Below are 23,338 nucleotides of genomic sequence, written 5' to 3'. Positions count from 1 at the left end.
TCCCATGGACGATGAACTCCAGCGGATCCGGGAGAAGAAGCTACGCGAGATGGAAGAGCGGCTCCACCCGCCGAAACAGGAATTCAAGGTTCATCCGGTTGATGCCACGAATTTTCAGACCATGCTGAAAACCCACCGCTTCCTGGTAGTTGATTTCTGGGCAGAATGGTGCGGGCCGTGCCGGAGAGTGGGACCGGTTATCGAGGAACTGGCCCGGGAACTCGGCGATAAGGTGACATTCGCCAAGTGCAATACTGATCGGAATCCAGGTATCGCCTCAGGTTTCGGAATTTCTGCAATTCCCACCATAATCCTGTTTTCCGCAGGCCAGGTGGCCGATATGGTGGTCGGTGCATATCCGAAAGAGACGCTGAAGGCAAGAATTTATAAGGCGTTTGGACTTCTCTGAAACGGGTGAACGATTCTTCCAGGGGGGACCGAACCATCCTTTTTATTTCAAATGGCAGGATACTACAATTGGATGGGATATCCAATGCGTCTGATTGTAGGCCTGTCCGGGGCCAGCGGCATCATCTACGGTATCAGGATGCTCGAAGTGCTCAGGGATCTTGGAATAGAGTCCGACCTGGTCATGACAGATATGGCCGGAAAGATGCTGGATCTGGAAACGTCTTTTTCAGAGGAGGAGGTCGTCGGTCTCGCCACGAGGTCTCATGACTCCTTTGATTTCACCTCACCTCTTGCCAGTGGCGGATACCGGAACTTCGGCATGGTGGTGCTCCCCTGCAGCATGAAGACCCTGGCAGGTATTGCCTGCGGGTTTGCCGACAACCTGCTGCTCCGGGCCGCTGACTGCACTCTCAAGGAGCGGCGACCGCTCGTGCTGGTCCCCCGCGAGACGCCCCTGAATGCCATCCAGATCCGGAATATGCTCACCCTCGCAGAGGCCGGGGCGACAATCCTCCCGGCAGCGCCAGGGTTCTACCACCACCCGAAAAACATCGGTGACCTGGTGGACCATATCATTGGAAAGACACTCGATGTGTTTCATATAGAACATCGTCTCTATACCCGCTGGAAGGGAGAGTGACCTTCCTGATGCACCAGGTCTTCTCTCCTGGCAGAGATACAGGGAGAATCATAATAGGATACTTTGCTGTTCACGCTATCGGTCCTGCTGAGCCTTCCCTTCCAAACCGGAGGATAAGAATGGTGATGGCAGAGACCGGCAGGGCAATGACTACCAATTTGATTGCATTCCAGGGATAACCAGGAATGCCCGCTGGGCCGGGGAGACACCTGGAGCAAAGCCGATGGGATAAGTTCCATGGGACAATCCAACCCGCTTCTTGATGAATTCGGCGCTGCCAACCATCATTGAGGGGGTGGTGGAGGACATCAATCTTATGGGTATTTCAGATTTTTTTCCACCAGGAAGGCCGAAAACCACTTGAGCACGCCCGCCAACAGAGGAATGAAGAGCATGGAGACTTTTTCCGGGCTGCATGAAGGAGTGAAAGATGTTATCTCTCATCGCCTGGGGTGGAACGAGCTTCGGCCGGTTCAGGAAGAGACCTGCCGTGCGGTTGCCGGGGGATGCGATGTGCTGGTCGTCGCCCCGACCGCAGGGGGAAAGACTGAAGCGGCGCTTATCCCGGTCATCGATGGCATCATGAAAGGAGCATTTCCAGGTGTAGCTGCCATCTACCTCGCCCCACTCAAAGCCCTCATCAATGACCAGGAGGAACGGTTCACTGCGTTCTGCCTGCCAAACGGCCTGGAACTGGCGAAGTGGCACGGGGATGTCCCGAAGGGGGACCGTGCCTGGAAGGAGGGGGAGTCCCCCCATGTCCTGATGATAACACCCGAATCCCTGGAAGTCCTCCTCATGGAACCCACGCTCTCTTCCGATCTCTGCAACCTCCGCTACCTGATCATCGATGAACTCCATGCGTTTGTCGAATCTGACCGGGGTGTTCAGATGAGGGTCCTGCTCGATCGGCTCGACCGGGTGGCCGGCCGGGCGATCCAGCGGGTAGGGCTTTCTGCTACCGTGGGCAACCCTGGAGAAATCCTCTCCTGGCTTTCCGGAGGGAGGCGGAGGGGGGCCCTGGTCCGGATACCGTCACCGGTGCAGGAGAAGCACTTCAGATTTGTGGTCGAACAGCATGAAAATCGACGAATGCAGGCACTTGCCCGCCTCATATCCGGGAAGAAAGCGCTGGTATTTGTCAACAGCAGGTCCGATGCCGAGAGCCTGACGAGTGCGCTCTCGGGGCAGATCGAGCAGTTGATGGTGCATCACTCCTCGCTCCCGCCCGCCCTCCGCAGGGAGGCAGAGATGGCTTTCTCGGGCGGGGGCAGCGCGTGTATCATCTGCACCAGCACCCTTGAGCTCGGTATCGATATCGGCGATCTCGATGTCGTGGTGCAGGTCGGCCCGCCGGGTTCGGTCTCTTCGTTTCTCCAGCGGATGGGGCGAAGCGGGAGGAGAGGAAAGCCGCCTCACGTTGCCTGCGTTCTGAGGGATGCCGGGGAGCTCCTATGCATGGTAGCAGTGATTGAGGCAGCGAGCAGGAAGGAGGTGGAACCTCTCAGGCCCCCCGAAAAACCATTCAATGTCCTTGCCCAGCAGATCCTCCTCGAGCTTCTCCGGAAACGGCGGTCCTCGCGGGCTCGTATCCAGCGGTTCCTCCGGGTTCTCAAGCCCTTCAGCTCCATCCGGGGAAGGGAGATCGATGCGGTTCTCGCACACATGGCTGAGATGGAGATGATCGAGCGCGATGGTGATATGCTCATGGCAGGAAAAGGGGCTGAACAGGTGTTCGGCAGGTCCAACTGGAAGGACCTCTTCTCGGTCATCAGTGGCGGTGGGGAATTTCGGGCAATAACACCGGATGGAGAAGTCGTGGGAAAACTCGATGCCCGGTTTGTGGCCGCCAGGGGGAAAACAAGCTTCTCCCTCGGAGGAAAGAGCTGGACGTGTATCGGGAGCGATGAGTCGCACGACCTCGTGGTGGTGGTTCCCGGCGAGGGCGAACGGAGTGAGGTCTTCTGGACCGGAGGCCAGGCAGGGTTTTCACCGGTGGTCTGCCACTCCGTTGAAGAAATCCTTTCCAGGGGAGGGTCCATCTTACCGCTCCCCGCAAAGGAACGGGATCTCCTGGCATCGATTATCAGTGAATTTCCAGCCCTCCGGGCCGGTTCATTCCATGTGCTCGAAAAGCCGGGGCCGAAAGGACCGGAAGTGCTCATCCTGACGTTTAAAGGACGTAGGTTCAACGGCACCCTGACCGCGCTGCTCCGGGCTGAAGCTGCCCGGAAGGTCACGATCCTGTATGATGATTTCAGTATAACTGTGAAAGGAGTGGCAAAAGAAGGGTCCGCGGCTGCCGTTGCAGGGATGATCGAGCAGATCAGGAAAAAAGGAATGCAACGCGCCGCAAATGTCCTGAAGATACCCGGGCAGGACGTCTGGAAGTTTGCTCCTGCACTGCCCGGAACCTCGCTTCGCGAGATGGCTATCCACGATTATTACCGGCTTCCCGGCTTCTTCCGGGATCTTGCAGCAACCGAGCTGGTTACGAACCCTCACCAGGATCCCTGAACCTGATCAGGCCACGGTTGCTTTCCTGAACCTCCAGACAGCGAAGGCAAACATCAGGAGTGCAAAGACTGCCAGGAGGAGGAATGAAAAGATGATCTCAACCGGCGTGGCGGTATAGTGGATCCCGATTGCCTGGAAGTTATCACCAATGGCAAAGTACCGGATCCCGTTTACCAGATGGGTGAGTGGGTTGATGACCGATAGTGCCTGGAGGAGAGGGGGAAATGCATCGATTGGGTAGAGGGCATTGCTTGCAAAGAAAATTGGCATGGTGAGCAGGGTGATGATCCCCTGGAGGCCTTCGGGGCTCTCGAGACTGATGGAGATTGCCGCGGACAGGAACAGAAACCCGAGAGAAAATACCCCGGTAAAGAGGAGTATCCCGGCAATCGAGATGATGGTCCGTCCGGCGCCAAACCCGGCAAAAAATGCAGCCCCGAGGATAATTCCGAACACCATGATGATGATGGCCTGGATGAATGCCTTGGTCATGCCGGAGAGAGCGATGCCGAAAATGATATGGTTTCGGGGTAGCGGACTTGCAAAGATCTCCCGCATCAGCCCCCAATTTTTATCAAACAGGAGCACAACGCCCCCGAAAAGGCTGGTGAAGAGGGTGGTCATGGCAATGACCCCGGCGGCCATAAACGTGAGATAGTCAACGCTCGGAACACCAGGGATAGGGGGAATTACGCTCGTCAGCCGATCGAAATTGGCGGACATGGCGATCCCGAAAAATGCCATCCAGAGGGCGGGCTGGACAAGTGAAGAAATGAGCAGTGTCCTGAAGCGGAAAAACCGGATCATGTCCCGCCAGTATATCGTTATGAACCCGGTATTCAACGGTTACCGCCTCCCTGCACTTGCAGCCGCGCTGGCCGGTATCCCCGCCCCCTTATCACGAAGCTCGCGCCCCGTGAAGTGGAGAAAGACATCGTCCATTGACGGTTTCTTCAGGTTGACCGCGCTGATCCGTATGCCGTTTCCTGCCAGGTTCTCGATAATCCTCGGCAGGATTTTTGTGCCGTCACCGTCAAGCGTGGCTACAATACCATGCGATTTATCCCTGATCTCCCTCACATTGTTCATGCGGGAAAGGATCGCCCGCGCGCCAGGCAGGTCCGCAGTTTCCAGGTAAACGAGGTCTTCTCCCAGGGTATTTTTCAATTCATAAGCTGTTCCGGTTGCGACAATCCGCCCATGGTCGATAATACTGATCCGGTCGCTCAGGTGATCGGCTTCATCCATGTAGTGGGTGGTCAGAAATATGGTGGTGCCCTCATCGTTCACCGCCTTGATATACTCCCACATCCGCGTACGGGTCTGGGGGTCGAGACCTATGGTCGGCTCATCGAGGAAGAGGACTCTTGGCCTGGTCATCAGCCCCCGGGCGACCTCCAGGCGCCGTTTCATCCCGCCAGAAAGGTGCTTGGTCCGGACATCCCGCTTTGCATCGAGTTGGACCAGGGAGAGGAGTTCGTCAATTCGCTTTTTCCGTTCAGCCGCAGGCATCCGGTAGAGTCTTCCATGGAACTCCAGTATCTCGCGGCATGTCATATCCCGGTCCAGCGTGACGTCCTGAAAGACGATCCCGATAGAATTTCTCACCTGCTGGGGTTTTTTCTGCACATCAAAGCCGGCAATGGTGGCCTTTCCCTGCTGGATCGCGAGCAGGGTTATGAGTACATTGATTGCGGTGCTTTTCCCTGCGCCGTTGGGACCGAGAAATGAGAAGATCTCCCCTTCCTCTACAGAGAAACTGATCCCGTCAACTGCCACGATTTCTCCGAAACGGTGATACAGTCCCTCGACAGTGATGATTGATCCGGTCATGATACCCTCCTTTCCCGGCTCCTCCTTTCAGGACAACCTGGTGATAACCCGTGCGACATTTTCGGCAAAGAGGCGAATAGTCCTGATCCCCTCCTCGTCATCCCAGACCTCGCCTGGTTCGCGACCAAACACCATGTTCCAATAAGTCGACCCGGGCACGATCATCTCGTTGATGAAGAAGAACATCAACATCTCCTGTAAAGTCGCCGTGTGCCCGCCCCTCCGGGCGACCGCAATCGGGCCACCGACTTTCCAGGAAAGGAACCTGTCAGAAGCCATGGATACCATACCGATACGCTGGAGGGCGGACATGACATCTCCCCGGGCAGTTCCGAAGTATACCGGCGATGCGACAATGAACCCGTCGGCTTTTCGGACAGAATCGATCAAGGTGTCAAGATCATCATCAAGAACGCAATTTCCCTCTTCCTTGCAGCGGTAGCAGGCCGTGCAGGACTCGATTTTCTTCCCGGCAAGCGAGTAGATCTCGGTTTCAAGCCCCTGGTCACGGATAACCTTTGCACATTCTTCGATGACCTGTGCTGTATTTCCTTTTGGCCGCGGGCTGCCGCACAGGAGTACAACTTTCTTCATGCTATTAGAATATCAATACCAAGGATCCTAGTTCTTTCGCCCGGAAAGGGTTTCCTCGCGTGGAATCTTCATTCTGCAAGTGCACTTGCTGGATGTTCGGAACCGGAGGACGCGGGTCGGGAAGTACCTCATGGCTCTGGTAAAGGCAGTGCATTGCTTGAGATTTGTGAACGTTCTGGAAGAGCCTGTAAAAACAACGGTATAATCCCGCGGGAAACGGCGAATGGCGTTTAGCCCGTCACGTGGATGATGGCAGCATGCCGGCACAGTTCTCTGCAAAGTTGCGACAGGATTTGATGGGCAGGCAGTATGGTCCGTTTCGCAGGCATTGGGAATTCATGGGGTCCCGGTGTCAAAGGGAGGCTCCCGCACTGCCCGGTTCCGATATAGACCACCTCCGGCCGGCCGGGTGTAATCAAGTTCCCCTTCCGATAGTGGTGTATGTCCACATTCCAGATTTTCGTTCACGCGAGCGCTTCTTTGAGCGCTTCCGGATCGTCCCGGCTTCCTCCAATCTCAATCAAGCAAAGTCCGGCGGCCACCATGATGCGTTCCCCGAGGAACCCTGTGCTTGTTAATAGAAGAAATGACCCCTAATCCGGGAAAACCGTGGAACGCTCTGTTCAGACCGAACTATTCTGACCGCGGTTGATCCCCATGTACTTCCACTGCTCGGCTGGTTCAGGACCGGAGACTTTTCTCAATTTTTTTCTGATAGGGATATCTTCGAAGAGCACCGAATCTGCAGGTAACAACTCGAATTCGTGCAACATTGCAGGTGCCGGGCCGTTTATCTTATCATGGCTGTCATAACCCCGGTCTCCAGTGCCTGCAGGTTTTACCGGCATGTAGAGGGCTTTTTTCCATCTTTCTCCCATCGCCGGATCTTCCGAATGCAGGGGACCGCAGGAACCATGGATATCCTTTTTCGAAGGATCCGCTGGTGGTAGAGGGGCATGGTTCCGGGCATGAGAAGGAACAGCGGGATCCTTTCTCCAGCCAGGTTGATCGTTTTCAACTGATGAACCGGTGAGACTCCCTTCCTCTTCCGCTGTGCTCGGAAGGGTGTCTCCGCTGGTTGTTTCCGCATCGATCCCTGTTTGGGATGTATCCGATGAGCCGGGATCAGGGTAAACGGGTCGCATTTCAGAATCAAAACTTGTTTCCGGATAATGATCGGGACCGGAGTCCGACCCTCCAGGTTGAATGTTGCCGGCATCCTGTATATTTGCGCCGGAGGCTATCCAGGCAGGCTCCTGATTCCCCTTGACGCACCAGGGCCTGTTGAACTCGAGGGCAAGGCGAACCTGGGCTTCATCAAGGTCAGATATGAGAACGTCGCCCTTTGTGAAGCGCTGTGTATATATCATCCACAGTGCCATGTCACCACCAAGGTTGTCGTATTCTGCAAGGATGATCCTGCCCGCATCATAAACGAGACGGATGTTTGACCCGCCAAGGTTGATCCAGCAGGTACCCCTGAACTCAGAACGGTGCAGGTTGCGGAGGAGCGATATGATACTGACATCCCGTTCGAGAGATATGAATTTCCCCCGGGGAAGTGACATGTGGGAAAGGAATCTTCGGGGGGAAAGCTCCGCACCCTCAGGCGAGGGGTTCGGGAGGGTGGAGAGGTTGGAAACCATTAGCGGTTTCAGGAAATTGGCGGAATGCTCTGGACAGGCTCCCTCTGCAGAGGGGTATGCCATTCCCCCAGACAGGTCCCTTTCCCCGGTTGCCGTACCTCCGTCTTCGGGACGGGCGACAATAACCCTATCTGGCCGTCCTTGTCCCGTTCGCGGGGATGGTACAGGAGGTACGATAAACCCGTTCCTGACCGTGACCTCCCGTTCGGGAACTTCGAGGTGATCATTTGAAGGGGGATAAATGGTGGTGATAACGTAGTGAGGCCGTGGGGAGCTGTCCGGGAGGTAATCATCGATATTGGTCTTGGACGCCTCGCCCCTCATATGGGTATAATTATCAGATTCCGACATTGTCCCCCAGAACGAAATTAATCAGTCCGATTAATATTCACCGTAAAGGCGAAGCTTAACGATATAGAATGGAACAGTGTTCTTATAAAGGTATCTGCTTCCCGGTAACTATTTGGATGTGGATGAGATCGATCTCATACAGGTATCCCTGTGGACTGCGGGACCGGTTACCAGCAAATAACGGTTTGAAGCGATCTGCTTTGGGTATGGCGGTTTTCAATGACACACGGAAAGGACGATCCGGCGTACATGGTGCGGCTTAACCATTTCATCGCGATGCTCACCGATGAGGAGCCTTCAAACAGATGGAAGGCTGTGGAGATACTTGCCCGTCTGCAGGACGAACGCTCGGTTGAGCCACTTATAAAGGCCCTCTCCGATGAGGACTGGCGGGTGCGGCAAAAAGTTGCATGGGCTTTGGGGATGATAGGTGATGCCCGTGCGCTCGTTCCCCTCCGTCATGCCCTCTTCCATGAACGTGAGGGGGTCAAAGAGATCATAGAAGAGGCCATTAGCCGAATCAAGGGGGAATGACCTCATGATCCTGGCTCCGAATCCAGCTTCCCATCTCCATGCACCTCTCTGATGAACTGAACCATTTTGCTATAAATTTTTAATACGCTTCGCGGGGAATAGTAAAAGGAACGCCAATCCCGGTTTCACCCGGCAGGCTCACCCGTGCATTCGTAAGAGTCCACGGGGAAGGAGATGAGCATGGACAGCAGAGACCCCGGCCTTGAATTCGATCACCAACGGTTAGAGAAGCTTGAAGAGCTTCGTGCGGCAGGATATCCCCTTTATCCCCCGGTTTTTGAACGTTTGAATACGATTGCCGGGATCCGTGAGCATTATTCAGGCGCTGGCCACGAGAGGAGTGAAGATCGGGTAACTACTTCAGGCAGGTTGTACACCATCCGGGACCATGGCAGGACTATCTTTGCCGACCTCGGCGACCAGGATGATAAAATCCAGATCTATATCAGGAAGAATGACCTTGGTCCGGAAAAGTTTGCGTTTTTCACCCGCTATATCGAGCGGGGAGATCTGATCGGTGTCCGTGGGCATGTGTTCCGGACCAAACTCGGGGAACTCACCATCTGGGTGGACGAGATCGTTCTCCTCGCAAAGGCGCTTCTGCCCCTCCCTGAAAAGTTCCATGGCCTGACGAACATCGAGAAAAGGTATCGCCAGCGATATGTAGACCTCATCGTGAACGATCAGAGCCGGGAAAATTTCCGGACCAGGAGCAGGGTCGTATCGTTACTGAGGTCATACCTGACCGATCGGGACTTCCTCGAGTTCGAGACCCCCATCCTCCAGCCTGTATATGGTGGAGCAAATGCCCGGCCGTTCACGACCTACCACCATTACCTTGACCAGAACCTGTTTCTGCGCATCGCACCCGAACTCTATCTCAAACGGCTGGTGGTGGGAGGATTTGAAAAGGTCTTTGAACTGGCGCGTAATTTCCGGAACGAGGATGTCGATACCAGGCACAATCCCGAGTTCTCCATGGTCGAGATCTATGAAGCATACAGGGACTACCATGACATGATGGCCCTGACCGAAGGTATCATCACACATCTCGTGCGTGCCATCCATGGTTCGTACGTCGTTACCTATGGTGATCTGGAGTTGGACTTCTCTCCTCCGTGGCGACGCCTTTCGATGGAGGAAGCGGTGCGGGAGTACACGGGTATCGATGCCAGGTCCACCGATATTGTTCAGTTGAGAAAAACTGCCCTGGACCAGGGTATCGAAGGGGTCGAAGGGGCTCTGTCCTGGCGGGAGTTTCTCTTTCTCTTCTTCGAGAATTGGGTCGAGGAAAAGCTGGTGCAGCCGACACTGGTCTATGACTTTCCGGTCGAGAACTCACCGCTTGCAAAGATGCACCGGTCAAAAGACGGCTTCACCGAGAGATTCGAACTCTTCATTTGCGGGATGGAGATTGCAAACGGGTTTTCCGAGTTGAATGATCCTCTTGATCAGTACGAGCGGTTCCGACAGCAGGACGAGCGGAGGAAGGCTGGGGATCTCGAGGCCCAGATGATCGATTACGATTTCATCACCGCGCTTGCCTACGGGATGCCACCGACCGGGGGTGTCGGGCTCGGGATCGACCGCCTGGTCATGCTTCTCACCAACCAGAGCTCGATCAAGGAGGTAATCCTGTTTCCCCAGATGAAGTCGGAGCAGGATCAGGGTTCACGAAGCGGTGAAGGCCGCTTCTGATAAGTCTTCTGGTATCCATGCGGTCTTCCAGCCAGGATTAAAAAACCACATGATCCCGTGGCCTGGAGACATGTAAACAGGATGAAACGCACATGATACTGTCGGGTTACACGCCCCCTTGATGAAAACCGTGGATGCGGTTTTAATACCAACCGCGGGTGGCTACCACGGCCGGGCAGAAAGCATGAAAATGGCAGGGGGGTCGGTATCGTACCAACCCTATGATATAAAAAACGAAAACCGTGTGGGGGCGTTCATTCAAAAAAAAAGGTTCAGATAAGGGCTGAAGTTATCCCGATGACCCCGGACTGGATGATGAGGGCGGTGGCAACAATGACGCCGGCCATCATGAGGGCGGCGGCGACATTCCCCTTTTTCAACTCTTCAAATTCATCCACACCTTTAGTCAGGTGATCGAGGACATTCAGGGCAAGGTAAATGGCGGCAATGGCCAGAACGACACCGAGGATAAGCTGGATAAATGCGGCTACGAGCGAAAGCCAGTCACCTGCAAGGGCATTGGTGATGCCGATAGAGATACCGGCGACACCGGACTGAACCACGATGGCGATGGCAAAGAAGACGGCTGCAATTATGATGCCTACCGCTGCATTACCCTTCTTGATCTCCTGTGCTTCGTCCATTCCCTTCGTAATCTTTGAAAACGTGGAATAGCCGATATAGAGGGCCACAACCGCAAGGATGATGGCAATTACGAGTTGTATCAATCCGACAAATGCATTCGCAAGTTCCATTGTACTGCACCTCTGTAAGGTTCACCAGAATTTACCCTATTATAATAGATAAAGGTATCTTCAAAAAATGAACAATTTGACTTAATAACTATTCTTTTTTTAATCTGAAAGTGATATTACGAATTAAAAATATTCTGCGCAATAATTCACGGTTGAATCAGCCGTGAAAATGCAGAAAATGTTTATATAGTCATACGATCAGGGATAATTTAAATATCTGATCGATACAGAGTCTCAGTTTCATGCCGGCAGGAGCGTGTAAACGATCGTACATCCTCCAGGGCCGTGGCTATCGACGGGGTGCGCCCCGGGACCGCCGGGGCAACGGGCCTATACGGCACCAAGCTGGGTATCTGTTTTCCATGGAGCGATGAGGTATGCAAATCAAGGTGAAACCAGTTATAACGTTGCTCATTCTGAGCATTATTCTCTTATGTGGTGCAGGAGAAGCGGCACAGGTGTTTTCCACCACCATTCCGATCTCCTTCATCCAGAATGATGGACAGACCGATGACCAGGTCCTCTATTACGCCGATGCAGCCGGCTACACGGTGTATCTGACTCCTTCCGGGGAAGTTATCAGCACTGCCGAACCGCATTCGGTTCTCACGATCTCGTATACAGGCAGCCGTGCGCCGGTAACAGTCACACCAGAGGATGAACTTGCGGGCAAGGCCAACTTCCTCATCGGGTTTGAGGATGCGTGGGTTACCGGCGTTCCTATGTATGGTTCGGTGAGGTATGATGGGCTCTACGAGGGCATCAGCCTGGTGTACCATGGCGGGCCCGGGATCCTGAAGAAGGAGTTCATCCTTGAGCCGGGCGCTGACCCGTCAGCAATCGTGATGCAGTATCTCGGGCAGGAAAGGATTGCCCTCGATGAGAACGGTGCGCTGCTCGTCTCCACCAATGCAGGAACGTTCATTGAAAGCCCACCGGTGTGCTACCAGGTTGTCAATGGTGACCGGGCGGATGTTGCCTGTGAGTATACCATCGATGAGGGAATCGTCACGTTCGCTGTCGGGCCATATGACGCAGCCCTGCCGCTCGTCATTGATCCTCAATATGATTTCTCAACGTATCTGGGAGGGACCAGGGATGACAAGGGTGCTGGGATTGGGATGGATGACTGGGGAAATGTCTACGTTGTCGGTTCGACTCAATCGACGCAATTCCCGCTCTCGAATGGTCCCATCTACCAAGAGCATCTGAACGGAAGCTGGGACATCTTCGTCACAAAATTCGGTCCTGATCAGCCGGACGGTACCGTTTATTCAACCTATATCGGTGGATATTCCGATGATCTCGCAGGGGGTATGGTGGTTTCCAATGATACGGGAATCGTGACATTCACCGGTTCAACTAAGTCCTGGAATTATCCAACTTACTCAACGGCAGGTCCCGATGTATATGGAGGCAATACCGATGCAATCGTCACCAGGTTGAATGCAGATGGTGATGCTCTTATCTGGTCGCGGATTCTTTATGGAAATAAAACTGACGTTGGAACTGCGATAGCACTTGATGATTACATATACAACGACGTCGTTGTTGTTGGATACACCTCATCGGATAATTTAACCGATTGGGGATTCACTGACGGACCAGTTGGAGGGACGGATGGTTTCGTTCTAAAAATTTGGAATGATGGTGTCACTTATGATGGCAGGTACCTCGGGGGCGACAAGAATGATTACGCCTACGGGGTGGAGGTTGAAAAAGGGTCAGGATTCCCCGATATCTGGGTTACGGGTTCGACAAAATCACTTAATTTCCCTACAAGTGGCGGAGCATTCCGTCATGCCAATTTTGGAGAAATGGATGCCTTCGTTACACGGCTTGACTGGGATCTTAATATTAAAGCCTCGACCTATCTTGGCGGTTCGGGGAACGATGTTGGAACGGCAATAGCTGTTGACCGCGACCTGTATCCCTACATCACCGGATATACCGAATCCCCGGTGTCACCCATCAGCCTTTTCCCGATACGACCATTGGACAATGCATTCCAGAAAACGTTTGGAGGAGGTCAGTGGGATGCCTTTGTCACCAAAATGGAACCGGACCTCTCACGAATAAACTACTCCACCTACCTTGGCGGACTTTACGATGAAAAGGCCTATGGAATTGCGGTCGATGCAAATGGTACGGCATTCGTGACAGGGTACACGAACTCAGAAAACTTCCCGACAAAATATCCGATTCAAGCGACAAAGGGACTTGGTTATCTCGTCCCGGATGCCTTCATCACCCAGGTAAACCAGACCGGGACGGGACTTCTCTTCTCGACCTACCTGGGAGGCACCTATTACGATGAAGGAGCGGCTATTGCTGTTACTGATGACGGGAAAACCATTGCTGTAACCGGTTACACAGAATCCGTCAATTTTCCAATCCAGAATGCTCTCCAGCCATACCTCTCCGGGTTCTCGGCAGTCCGGTTCACCGATGCATTCGTGACAAAGATCGTTAAGCTGACTCCGGTGGCTAACTTCACGGGAGACCCGGTAGTCGGATGCACACCGCTCACCGTTTACTTCACCGACACCTCCACGAACAACCCCACATCATGGTTCTGGGAGTTTGGTGACGGGTCGAATTCGACAGAACAGAACCCGAACCATACCTACGTGAATACTAACCTTAATGCGGCGAAGAATTTCACCGTCAATCTGACAGCCTGCAATATTGAAGGGTGCAATACGACTTCGAAGATCAATTTCACGAAGGTCTGTCCCCAGCCCTTTGCAGATTTCATTGCCAGTCCCACGCAAGGTTGCCTCAATTGGAGCAACACCACAATCCAGTTTAACCTGACAGCAGATAGCGGAGGAGTGAGAAAAGGACCGGCCTTGAAATGGAACTGGAGTTTCGGTGATGGTAACTACAGTCTCGTCAACTACACCAACGTGAATGTGACTCACACCTACACTACGATGAATGGAACAGACAATTTCACAGTCACGCTGACCTATGAGAATGCATGCTGTAACAATACCACCGTAAAAGAATATTACATCGACATCCGTGACAAACCCAATGCTTCATTCTATGCCATCCCGACCATCGGTCTCATCCCCCTCCACGTGAATTTCTTCGATAATTCCACCGGGAGGCCGAGCAACTGGACCTGGACGTTCGGGGCAGGGCAGGGAGGTTCAACCGATCAGAACCCAGAACATACGTACAGCACAAAAGGTGCCTATAACGTGAAGCTGACGGCCTGCAATTTCTGCGGGTGCGATAGCGAAACGCAGAACAAATACATCAAGGCCGGAGTGCCGAACCTCACTTTCGCAGCAGGGACTACCATGGTCCTTCCAAACGGGGATATTATCGTGCCCACCAATGATACGACCCCGCTCAGGCTCTACCTCGAGGAAGCGCCCAACGGTATCAGCGGCTACGATATCACGGCGCTCTGGGGTGATTCCGTCCATGGGGACATCATGTCGGTCGCATTCCCATGGTGGGCGGCAAACACGTCCGTCACCACCCTTCCGAATTACTCTGCCCGGATAAAAGCCCTGGATCTTGGTAACGGTGTAAACCCGGGAGACACGAACCAACTCCTGGCCACGTTTAACCTGAAGGGTAACATCTCGACGTTTAGCAGCACTATCGACTTCAAGGCTATCGTGAACAGGCTGGATGACGATGGGGTGTTTGGACCGGTCGATACGCACAGTGTGCCGGCCACGATCAGCGTGGTCCGTCTCCTCCCGTTCCCGGGTATATCCGGTCATCCGACCGACCCTGATGGAGACCAGAAATACTGGGATGTGAACGGCAATGGAGAAATCGACTTCAATGACGTCATAACCTATTTCCTGAACATGGACTGGATAGAGAGTGAACAATATATTCCATTCTTTGACTACAATGGAAATTCCTACATCGACTTTAACGATGTAATCCTTCTGTTCCATGAAGTGTGAGGGGAAAATAATTTATTTCATATTTACAAGGGAGAAATCAGGAGGAGCCTATGACAGCAAATCGAAAATTCGCGTTCACTCTGGCTTTAATACTGCTCTGTGCTCTCATGAGCGCGGTATCGGCAACAACACTTATTGCTGAAACCGGAACGATCCCCGCAACCGGAACAACAGGAAATTTCACTATTGTTGCCGATTCACTCCCGAACGGGATCTCGGGTTTCAAGATAACGGTATCGTTGGGCGATCCCTCAAAAGCAGAGATCGTTGCGGTGACGACCCCTCACTGGGCAGAACTCAGTGAGATTGACGGAGTTGACATCCTGGGTCCCGGGAAAGTCGTTCCGGTGATGCGGGATACCGTTGATATCACGGTCATGAAACTCGAGGTTAACCATAGCCCGCTCTCCAATCTGGAACTTGCCACCCTCACCATAAGGGGTGACAATAATGGAATAACCGGGCTGAATGTTATCCTCAAAAAGATTTCAGACCCAAATGGTACGCCGATCCAGGCAACGGTCCAGAACGGGACCATCACCATCGGCAGCACACCGCCACCGGTAACCAATGGAACGCTGCATGTCGAGACGAACCCTGCCGGTGCAGGGGTCTGGCTTGATGGGAATTATAAGGGATCCAGTCCCCTGACAATTCCCAACGTCACCGCCGGTGACCATACCCTCAAGGTCGAAAAGCCAGGATATTATCCTTCAGAAAACCTGGTTACGGTTACTGCTGGGATCACGAACCCGGTAACAATTTCCCTTACCGAGATCCCCCCCACCCCGACAACCGGGACCCTGGTGGTCCAGTCGAACCCCAGCAGTGCGGATGTCAAGGTTGATGGAGCGTATCGGGGGATGACGAACCTGACCATACCCAATGTTTCGGCGGAACTCCATACCGTTCGGGTAGAAAAAGCAGGTTATTTCCCCTGGGAAGACACAATCGGAGTGGTTGCAGGAGGGACCACCGTGGTAAATGTGGGTCTGACTGCGATCCCCCAGCCTCCGACAACAGGAACGGTGAACGTCACTTCCAGTCCATCTGGAGCCGAAGTCAAACTCGACATGGTTTCCCAAGGGACTACACCGCTGGAAATCACGGGCGTTACCCAGGGAATTCATACCATCCGGGTAGAGATTGCCGGATATCTGCCCTTCAGTTCCCCTATTGAGGTGACAGCCGGGGAGACCACCTATGTCGCCGCTCATCTTGAACCGGTCCCCCCAGTTATCGTGAATGGAACCATATACGTTGAGTCAAACCCCACGGGCGCAAATATCACGCTGGACGGAGTGTTCAAGCAGACAACGCCCCGGACAATCCACGATGTAAGCAGTGGTATCCATACCCTCCGCCTGGAAAAAACAGGATATGTGGTATGGGAAGAACCTGTCATCGTATTTGCAAACGAGACAACCACGGTCTTTGCGGAACTCGCCCTGGTTCCACCCACCACCGGCTCAATCACTGTGGAATCGGATCCACAGGGGGCCGCCGTGTACCTTGACGGTGAACCCAAAGACAGCACTCCGACGGTAATCCTTGATGTTATACCTGGTCCGCACATAGTCCGGATCGAGAAGACCGGATATCTGCCGTATGAGAAGGAGATTACGGTAACCGCTGGAGGGATTACGACGGTTATCGCTGCTCTTACTCCGGAGCCACCTCCAACAACAGGTTCGGTTGAGGTGGATTCTGTTCCCCGCGATGCAAACGTCTACCTTGACGGAAATCTTGTGGGGTTGACAAAAATCCTCATTACCGATGTTGAGCCGGGACTGAAGACGGTCCGTATCGAGAAAGAGGGGTATAAGGTATTTGAGATAGCGATTGCAGTATTGCCCAACCAGACGGTATCTGTAAACAAGACCCTCATCCCGCTTCCCACGACCGGAAACCTGGACATCGACTCATCGCCTCCGGGTGCCAGCGTTTACCTGAATGGTGTCATGCAGGTATCATCAACGCCTCTCCTCATTTATAATCTCGATCCCGGGTTGTATCTCGTGAGGATGGAAATGGATGGGTATCAGACCTGGGAGGAGCCGTTCAATGTAACTGCCGGCGAGACAACGGTGGTGGATGCAATCCTCGAACCAGCCCCGGCACGTACCCCCACCCCCACCCTCACCCCAACCCCTACTCCCATTCCAACGACAACGAAAGGCGGGACAGGGGGGTTGCTGATAACTTCCGATCCCATCGCAACGGTCTTCATTGACGGAAAAGAGAGGGGTATTTCCGGTGAAGTAATAAGCAATGTCCAGGCCGGAACACGGAATGTGACCCTGTTCAAACCCGGCTACAAGCAGGTAAGTATCCCGGTGAACATAAACGCTGCAAGGCCGACGGTCGTTGACAAAGTTACCCTTGAACCGACAGGCGTTCCCCCGGTTACCCCGACTCCCCAACCAACAGCCGCACCGACACCCCTGCCCACCCCGACCCCGCTTCCAACCACCCTTCCTCCAACAACCACCCCGGTCATCCCGCCGTATCCCGGACCAGTAACCGGGGGTCTGTTCGTATACACGACTCCCTTAGGATGTTCCGTCTCCATTGATGGTGTCCATCGGGGGACAACGCCGGGCATCTACAGCATGCTGGCTCCGGGCTCCCACGTTCTCAAGGTAAGTCGTGACAAGTACCTGGATGAAGTCCGTCCCTTCGATGTAGTTGCAGGGGAAGTCAGTACCCAGGTGATCATCATGGTTCCGGACATACGCGGTATTGTTTCCGCCTTCTTCTAATCCATTTTTTTGGAATAGGGATCCATTTCGTTTTCCAGAAGTCCTGCATAGACACACTGCCCAAAGGAGATACACCCGTCGCCGAGCGGGAGATCGGCATTGATCAGGAAGTCGAGCCCGGCAGCCCTGACCTGGCCGGCTATAGTCTCCCTGATTGCACGGTTGTAAGCAACTCCTCCTGAAAGGATCACCAGGCCAAGGTCACGGTCATGGGCAGCATGGACCGCAAGACCGGCAATACCCCGTGCGAGGTTGTACTGGAACGATGCTGCAATATCCGCGATATCACGTGACCCCTGATCCCGTAAGAGCTGGTATTCTTTCAGGGCACGCCGGCAGAGGGTTTTTGTCAGGAGGGTTTCACAGGACCCCTCCCGGGCGTAGGCAAGGTCCCATGGCCTCATTTTGCCGGGGACAGCAGCGGACTCGAGTTTCATAGCCGGCTCTCCATCGTAGGTCTTCTCCCGGCAAACCCCGAGGAGTGCGGATACTGCATCGAGGACACGTCCTGTGCTGCTGGTCTTTGCCACGTTCAGGCCCTGAGCGAGCTGGATCTTGAGGATGTCGAGCTCGACATCTGTCCAACCCCGGGAGGCAAGGATTTCCTGCACACCCCCCTCGGGGAGAATACCATAGAGCATCCGCTCCGGATAGGTTGTTGCGAAGTCTCCCCCGGGCATCGGGACTGTTTCCAGGTGTGCCACGCGTTCGAGATCAGGGACCTGTCCGGCAAATACCTCCCCGCCCCAGACATTACCATCATCACCGTATCCAACTCCATCGATGGTGATACCGATGCAGGGCCTGGTCGTGGAAGCTGCGACATGGGCCCGGTGGTGCTGGACGGGAACAAGGCTCGCACCATATGCTTCTGCAAGCTCCCTGGCATACCGGGTGGAGAGGAACTGGGGGTGCGCATCATGGGCGATGGTGTCGGATCGGGCACCCAGCAGTCGCCCCAGGTTCGCGATGGTCTCTTTGAGGTATTCGAATGTTCGCGGGTTCCTGACATTCCCGATATGGGGGGAGATGGTGCAGAACCCGTTCCTGTAGAACGTGCTGTTGGAATTCAGCTCAGGACCGACGGCGAGGATCGTTGATGGCCCGAGGTCGATTGCGATGCGTTTTGGGGCCATCCCCCGGGACAGCCTGATGATATATCCGTCCCTGACAACCGAATCGTCGCACCGGTTCACGATGCGCCGGTCATGGGTGAGAAAGAAATCGACATCCCGGTTCAGCGTTGCCATGGCCAGGTCGATGTCAGTGATCATCGGGTATCCCGGCATATTGGCGCTGGTCATGACGAGCAACGGGTGTTCCAGGTATGAGAAGAGGAGGTGATGGAGCCCTGTGTACGGGAACATGCAGCCGATGGTGTGGAGGTTGCTGATGTCCTTGTGTGCCGATGCGTCCCGTTTTTCGAGTACCACGATAGGCCGCTCCAGGCTCTCCAGTCTCAGGCGGTCTGCGGCATCGACCCTCGCGATCCGGTCGATACTGTCATGCCTGACCATGACCGCAAACGGTTGTTCTGACCGCCCGATCCTGCTCTTCAGTTCCCTGGCAGACTCTTCGATGCATGCAATGTGAAAACCGCCGATACCCCGGATGGCAACGATCGAGCCGGTATCCAGCAGCATGGCGGTCTCCCTGATGATATCGCCGCACGCCACATCATTTCCGGCCCGGTCAAAGAGACGCAGCCTGGGTCCGCAGTCGGAGCAGGCAATGGTCTGGGCATGGTGCCTCCTGCAGGATGGATCGTGATACTCCCCATCGCATGCCGGGCAGGGAGGGAACCGTTTCATGGACGTCCTCTCCCGGTCGTAAGGGAGCTCGGAGATGATACTGTAGCGGGGTCCGCAGTTGACACACGAGGTAGCCCAGTACCCTTCGTACCTGCCGCCTGGACACATGATGTCGGCAATACACTCCGCACAGGTGGCGATATCCGGGGGAATCATCCCTGAAAGGGCACCGCTGCTGCTCGGGAGGATAACGAAACCCTGGCCGGTGGGCTCATGGGAAGGGAACACTTCGATGCTGTCGATACAGGAGAGGGGCGTTCCACGGGAAACTTCATGGAGAAAGTCCTCGAAATGGTCTCCTTCAGCCAGGATCCTGACCTCGCTTCCGAGGTTCTTGACCCATCCGGAGATGCCATGTTCTCTGGCCTTCCTGTAAACAAAGGGACGAAAACCGACGCCCTGGACGATTCCACGGATGATTATCATGCCGCTGCGGCGCATCTGGTCTCTACAAAACTTTATTGGTTTATTAGGGCATATAATCATAGGGTTTTACTATTGACTGGTCATATCAGGATAGTTAATGATCCGGTGGAATTAGTCCCCCTCTTAATCACGTTCAACAACAGCTGCTACAAGCAAGTCTACGATCTCCTCAACCGTTCCTGGATGACTGAGGAAGAATTGTCTGAACAGCTGAGTGATGCCGGAGTGGGCCACTGCATAACCATCCTGAAAAAGGGTAACCTGATAGAAGAGCAGTGGCGGATGCCGGAACCAGGGGAACGGCCGGTCAGGGAATTTCGTGCAACCTATAATAAATTTCGGGCCAACTTCCAGTGCAACTTTTCAGATCTCTCCGATCTTCTTTACATTGCGAGTTCTAACGAGGAGCACCTCAGGGAGATGGTCGAAAAGATCGAAGACGAACTCTCCAACGGCAATACCTCGATCAACGATATAGCACGCAAATTTGGCGTCAGCCCGGTTTTCATCAAAGGCCTCGCAAAGCGTATCCCCCACCTGGACGTGAAAGGACAGGGGCTGGTGCTGCTTGACCGAAGCCAGTAATGATCCCCTCTACTCGATCCTCCGCAGCAAACGCGAGGTAACGCGGTTCCAGATCCTGGTGGAGATCGCCGAGCATCAGCCATCCATCCGCCAGCAGGAGATTGCCGAAAAGCTGGGAGTCACCCCCCAGGCAGTGTCAGAGTATATCCGCGAGCTGGCGGATGACAGCATGGTCACTGCCCACGGGCGCGGCAGGTACGGAGTAACCCGGAAAGGCATCGAATGGGTACTGAACCATGCTGAAGCTCTTGAAAGCTATGCCCGGCATATCAGGAAAGATATCATCCAGCAGGTCTCGACCTGGACTGCGCTCGCCGCAGAAGACCTGCATGAAGGAGATCAGGTCGGGGTGTACATGAAGGACGGGCTGCTCTTTGCGGCTCGGGAGCAACGGAGCGCGATGGGAACGGTCATCAGGGATTCCCGGAAGGGAGAGGATGTCGGTGTCGCCCGCCTGGCCGGAATTATCGATCACACTGAAGGGACGGTCCACGTATGCAAGGTTCCAAGAATCCAGCGGGGCGGATCACGAAGTGTCAGCCCCGATCTGGTGCGAGAGGTGACCTCCCGGGCCGGAATGGTCGCCGCAGTCGGGCTTGAGGCATACGTTGCCCTCCAGGAAGCTGGGCTTATACCGGACATGTTTTTTGGATCCCGGGAAGGGGTGATCGAGGCGGCCTTTCACGGAATCGAGTGTGTTATCATCATCGTTGATGAGGAATTCACCGATTTTCTCAAACGGCTTGAAGAAGCCGGGCTACCCTACCAGATCCATGATCTTTCCGGCGCATGAGAGTCATCATCCATCCCCAGAAAGGGAATTATAAGATCCTTTTTCTCGAAAACCAGCATGTCCGGGGAACAGGGTTTGCAGATTTCGCCAGAACACAAAAGGGAGTCAGGCCGGTCCAGTACCGGCTCCGGTGGGGGGGCCGGAGCCAGTTCCGGAATACCCCTACCCGTGACCTCATCGCATCACTCCGGAAATCAGACCTGTTTCTCACCGGGCACGATGACCTGGTCGAGGCATTCCTCTCTGATCTCCAGATACCGTTTGATACAGTTGACCTCTGCAGGATCTGCCTTCTTGAAGAACGAATCACTCCCCTGAACCCCGCAACCGCGGTACGGTACGGGGAATCCGAATCGATCTGTCCCGGTTGTGCGAAACGGGAACTCCGCCGTGAACTGGCCCACATGGGGCGCATCGGCCAAAGGGCGATGTCTCACATGGAAGCCCTGATCCAGAAATACCGGGACGTGGACAAGGTGCTGGCTAGTATCCAGCCTGAGAATATCCGGATGCGCCAGACCCTGTTTGACCGGCTTGAAGCACACCCGATCCAGAAGACCGCACGCCTCGAGGAGCTTCCGCTTCCCCGGAACTTTGTCGATGTGTCGGGCGTAGAGACACTCATGCCTGCCCAGCAGCTGGCGGTTGAAGCAGGTCTGCTGTTTGGAAAGGATCTCCTGGTCGTATCGGCAACCGCAAGCGGGAAGACCTTTATCGGTGAGATGGCAGGTCTCAAGAACCTCCTCGAAGGGCGGGGACAGATGATTTTCCTGGTGCCGCTGGTTGCACTAGCCGTGCAGAAATACCAGCGGTTCCTTGAGCGCTACGGGGAGATCACCGGGGTTGGAATCCTGATCGGCAGGAACAGGATCAACCTGCCCGAGAACCGCCCTGTAGGAGACCGGAACACCGGAGCGCCGGTCATCGTAGCTACTTACGAGGGAATCGATCACCTCATCCGGTCCGGGAAGAAGCTAAAGAAAGTGGGAACGGTGGTCATCGATGAAGTCCAGATGCTCGAAGACAGTGATCGCGGTCACCGCCTTGACGGGCTTATCGCCCGCCTCAAGTTCCTGGCCCCAAAAGCCCAGTTCCTGTACCTGAGTGCAACCATAGGTCTCCCGAAAATTCTTGCCAAGAAACTCGGGGCAACTTTGGTACGTTACGATGAACGGCCGGTTGCCCTTGAACGATACCTCCTCTTTCTTGAGCACAAGCAGAAGATCCCGACCATCAAGCGGCTCTGCGAGGAGGAGTTCCGAAATGTCTCCTCCAAAGGATTTCATGGGCAGACCATTGTCTTCACCCATTCACGGGCACGCTGCCACGTGATTGCCGAGGCGCTCGGTCCATCCTACGGTGTTTATCACGCAGGACTTACCTCCCAGGAACGGCGATCTGCCGAGGCACTCTTTCTTTCCGGGAAATTGAAGGCCGTGGTCACCACCGCGGCACTGGGTGCAGGCGTGGATTTTCCTGCCTCCCAGGTCATCTTCGACTCCCTGGCCATGGGGATCTCGTGGCTTTCGGTCCAGGAGTTCAGCCAGATGGCCGGACGGGCAGGGAGACCGGACTACCATGACCTCGGCAAAGTGGTAATCCTCGCCGAACCAGGGGCAAGCTATGTGCGCAATTCTCCCCATACCGAGGAGGAGGTCGCGATGCGTCTCCTGAAAGGAGAGATGGAGGAGGTGGCGCCCGAACATGATCTCGAGGCAAGCTCCGAAGAGTTCGCTGCCAACGCCGTTGTCTGCAACGGAAACGAAAGAGATCTTGACCGCATCTGCTCCAGCATGGTGGGAACACTCGAGCCTGTGCTTCCCGTCCTCATCGAACGCGGCCTGGCCGTGAGATCTGAAGGCCGGATCGAATTGTCTGACATGGCCCGGATCATGGCCGAGCATTTCATCGGGGTAGAACGACTGACGGAAATTCTGGCACTGACCCAGAAGACCGATGACCCCCTCGATATCCTTACCGAGCTCGAGTGCAGTTCCAGGGAACAAGACCGGGAAAAAAGGGTAAAAAAGAGACGCCGGTGAGG

At 54.6% G+C, this 23,338-nt stretch carries 17 protein-coding genes; 11 read left to right on the top strand and 6 right to left on the bottom strand.

What is annotated here, in order from left to right; genetic code table 11:
• The first annotated feature begins 4 nt into the window (after window positions 1-4).
• The 4 genes from trxA (at window position 5) to IPI71_04910 (ending at window position 3,568) form a co-directional block, all read left to right on the top strand.
• Entirely contained in the window at window positions 5-409 is a 405-nt protein-coding gene (trxA, locus tag IPI71_04925; protein ID QQR71830.1) for a thioredoxin, read from the top strand.
• An 84-nt stretch (window positions 410-493) separates the two neighbouring features.
• Complete coding sequence (locus IPI71_04920) at window positions 494-1,051, top strand: UbiX family flavin prenyltransferase (protein QQR71829.1); 558 nt, start codon at window positions 494-496, stop codon at window positions 1,049-1,051.
• 8 nt (window positions 1,052-1,059) lie between these two features.
• Window positions 1,060-1,230, top strand: a complete 171-nt coding sequence (locus IPI71_04915; protein ID QQR71828.1) for a hypothetical protein — start codon at window positions 1,060-1,062, stop codon at window positions 1,228-1,230.
• A 214-nt stretch (window positions 1,231-1,444) separates the two neighbouring features.
• Complete coding sequence (locus IPI71_04910; protein QQR71827.1) at window positions 1,445-3,568, top strand: DEAD/DEAH box helicase; 2,124 nt, start codon at window positions 1,445-1,447, stop codon at window positions 3,566-3,568.
• A 6-nt stretch (window positions 3,569-3,574) separates the two neighbouring features.
• Here the strand turns inward: IPI71_04910 and IPI71_04905 are convergent, their stop codons facing one another.
• The 4 genes from IPI71_04905 to IPI71_04890 form a co-directional block, all read right to left on the bottom strand.
• Complete coding sequence (locus tag IPI71_04905) at window positions 3,575-4,411, bottom strand: ABC transporter permease (GenBank protein ID QQR71826.1); 837 nt, start codon at window positions 4,409-4,411, stop codon at window positions 3,575-3,577.
• A 3-nt stretch (window positions 4,412-4,414) separates the two neighbouring features.
• A complete protein-coding gene (locus IPI71_04900) occupies window positions 4,415-5,401 on the bottom strand; it encodes an ATP-binding cassette domain-containing protein (GenBank protein QQR71825.1) in 987 nt (328 codons plus the stop codon).
• A gap of 27 nt (window positions 5,402-5,428) precedes the next feature.
• Window positions 5,429-5,995, bottom strand: coding sequence for a flavodoxin family protein (locus IPI71_04895; protein ID QQR71824.1), 567 nt, complete (start codon window positions 5,993-5,995; stop codon window positions 5,429-5,431).
• Between the two features lie 623 nt (window positions 5,996-6,618).
• On the bottom strand, window positions 6,619-7,992 hold the full coding sequence (locus IPI71_04890; protein QQR71823.1) for a hypothetical protein: 1,374 nt from the start codon (window positions 7,990-7,992) through the stop codon (window positions 6,619-6,621).
• Window positions 7,993-8,241: 249 nt separating this feature from the next.
• On the opposite strand from IPI71_04890, the gene IPI71_04885 reads away from it, so the two are divergent.
• Complete coding sequence (locus tag IPI71_04885) at window positions 8,242-8,526, top strand: HEAT repeat domain-containing protein (protein ID QQR71946.1); 285 nt, start codon at window positions 8,242-8,244, stop codon at window positions 8,524-8,526.
• Between the two features lie 180 nt (window positions 8,527-8,706).
• Window positions 8,707-10,224 (top strand): lysine--tRNA ligase, encoded by a 1,518-nt coding sequence (gene lysS / locus IPI71_04880; protein QQR71822.1) that lies wholly within the window; start codon window positions 8,707-8,709, stop codon window positions 10,222-10,224.
• Window positions 10,225-10,496: 272 nt separating this feature from the next.
• Here lysS and IPI71_04875 read toward each other — a convergent pair whose 3' ends face one another.
• Entirely contained in the window at window positions 10,497-10,979 is a 483-nt protein-coding gene (locus IPI71_04875) for a DUF350 domain-containing protein (protein ID QQR71821.1), read from the bottom strand.
• Between the two features lie 377 nt (window positions 10,980-11,356).
• Between IPI71_04875 and IPI71_04870 the strand changes: the two genes are divergently transcribed.
• Both IPI71_04870 and IPI71_04865 read left to right on the top strand, forming a co-directional pair.
• Entirely contained in the window at window positions 11,357-14,917 is a 3,561-nt protein-coding gene (locus tag IPI71_04870; GenBank protein ID QQR71820.1) for a PKD domain-containing protein, read from the top strand.
• A 50-nt stretch (window positions 14,918-14,967) separates the two neighbouring features.
• Window positions 14,968-17,679, top strand: a complete 2,712-nt coding sequence (locus IPI71_04865; GenBank protein QQR71819.1) for a PEGA domain-containing protein — start codon at window positions 14,968-14,970, stop codon at window positions 17,677-17,679.
• Here the strand turns inward: IPI71_04865 and hypF are convergent.
• Complete coding sequence (hypF, locus tag IPI71_04860) at window positions 17,676-19,931, bottom strand: carbamoyltransferase HypF (protein ID QQR71818.1); 2,256 nt, start codon at window positions 19,929-19,931, stop codon at window positions 17,676-17,678. The two genes, IPI71_04865 and hypF, sit on opposite strands and share 4 nt — an antisense overlap.
• 57 nt (window positions 19,932-19,988) lie before the next feature.
• Between hypF and IPI71_04855 the strand changes: the two genes are divergently transcribed.
• Genes IPI71_04855 through IPI71_04845 form a run of 3 tightly spaced genes read left to right on the top strand, consistent with a single transcriptional unit; the run spans window position 19,989 to window position 23,336 of the window.
• Window positions 19,989-20,501: an ArsR family transcriptional regulator gene (locus tag IPI71_04855; protein ID QQR71817.1), complete on the top strand. Its 513-nt coding sequence runs from the start codon at window positions 19,989-19,991 to the stop codon at window positions 20,499-20,501.
• A complete protein-coding gene (locus IPI71_04850) occupies window positions 20,485-21,294 on the top strand; it encodes a winged helix-turn-helix transcriptional regulator (protein ID QQR71816.1) in 810 nt (269 codons plus the stop codon). The genes IPI71_04855 and IPI71_04850 overlap by 17 nt, the downstream gene beginning before the upstream one ends.
• Window positions 21,291-23,336 carry a DEAD/DEAH box helicase gene (locus IPI71_04845; GenBank protein ID QQR71815.1) on the top strand — a complete coding sequence of 682 codons (2,046 nt, stop codon included), beginning with the start codon at window positions 21,291-21,293 and terminating at the stop codon, window positions 23,334-23,336. Before IPI71_04850 ends, IPI71_04845 begins: the two co-directional genes overlap by 4 nt.
• The last annotated feature ends 2 nt before the right edge of the window (window positions 23,337-23,338 follow it).

The sequence above is a fragment of the Methanolinea sp. genome (genome assembly GCA_016699325.1).
GTDB lineage: Archaea > Halobacteriota > Methanomicrobia > Methanomicrobiales > Methanospirillaceae > UBA9949.
Note: the sequence above shows the minus strand (reverse complement) of the source record. Positions and strands in the feature narration are given on the sequence as shown.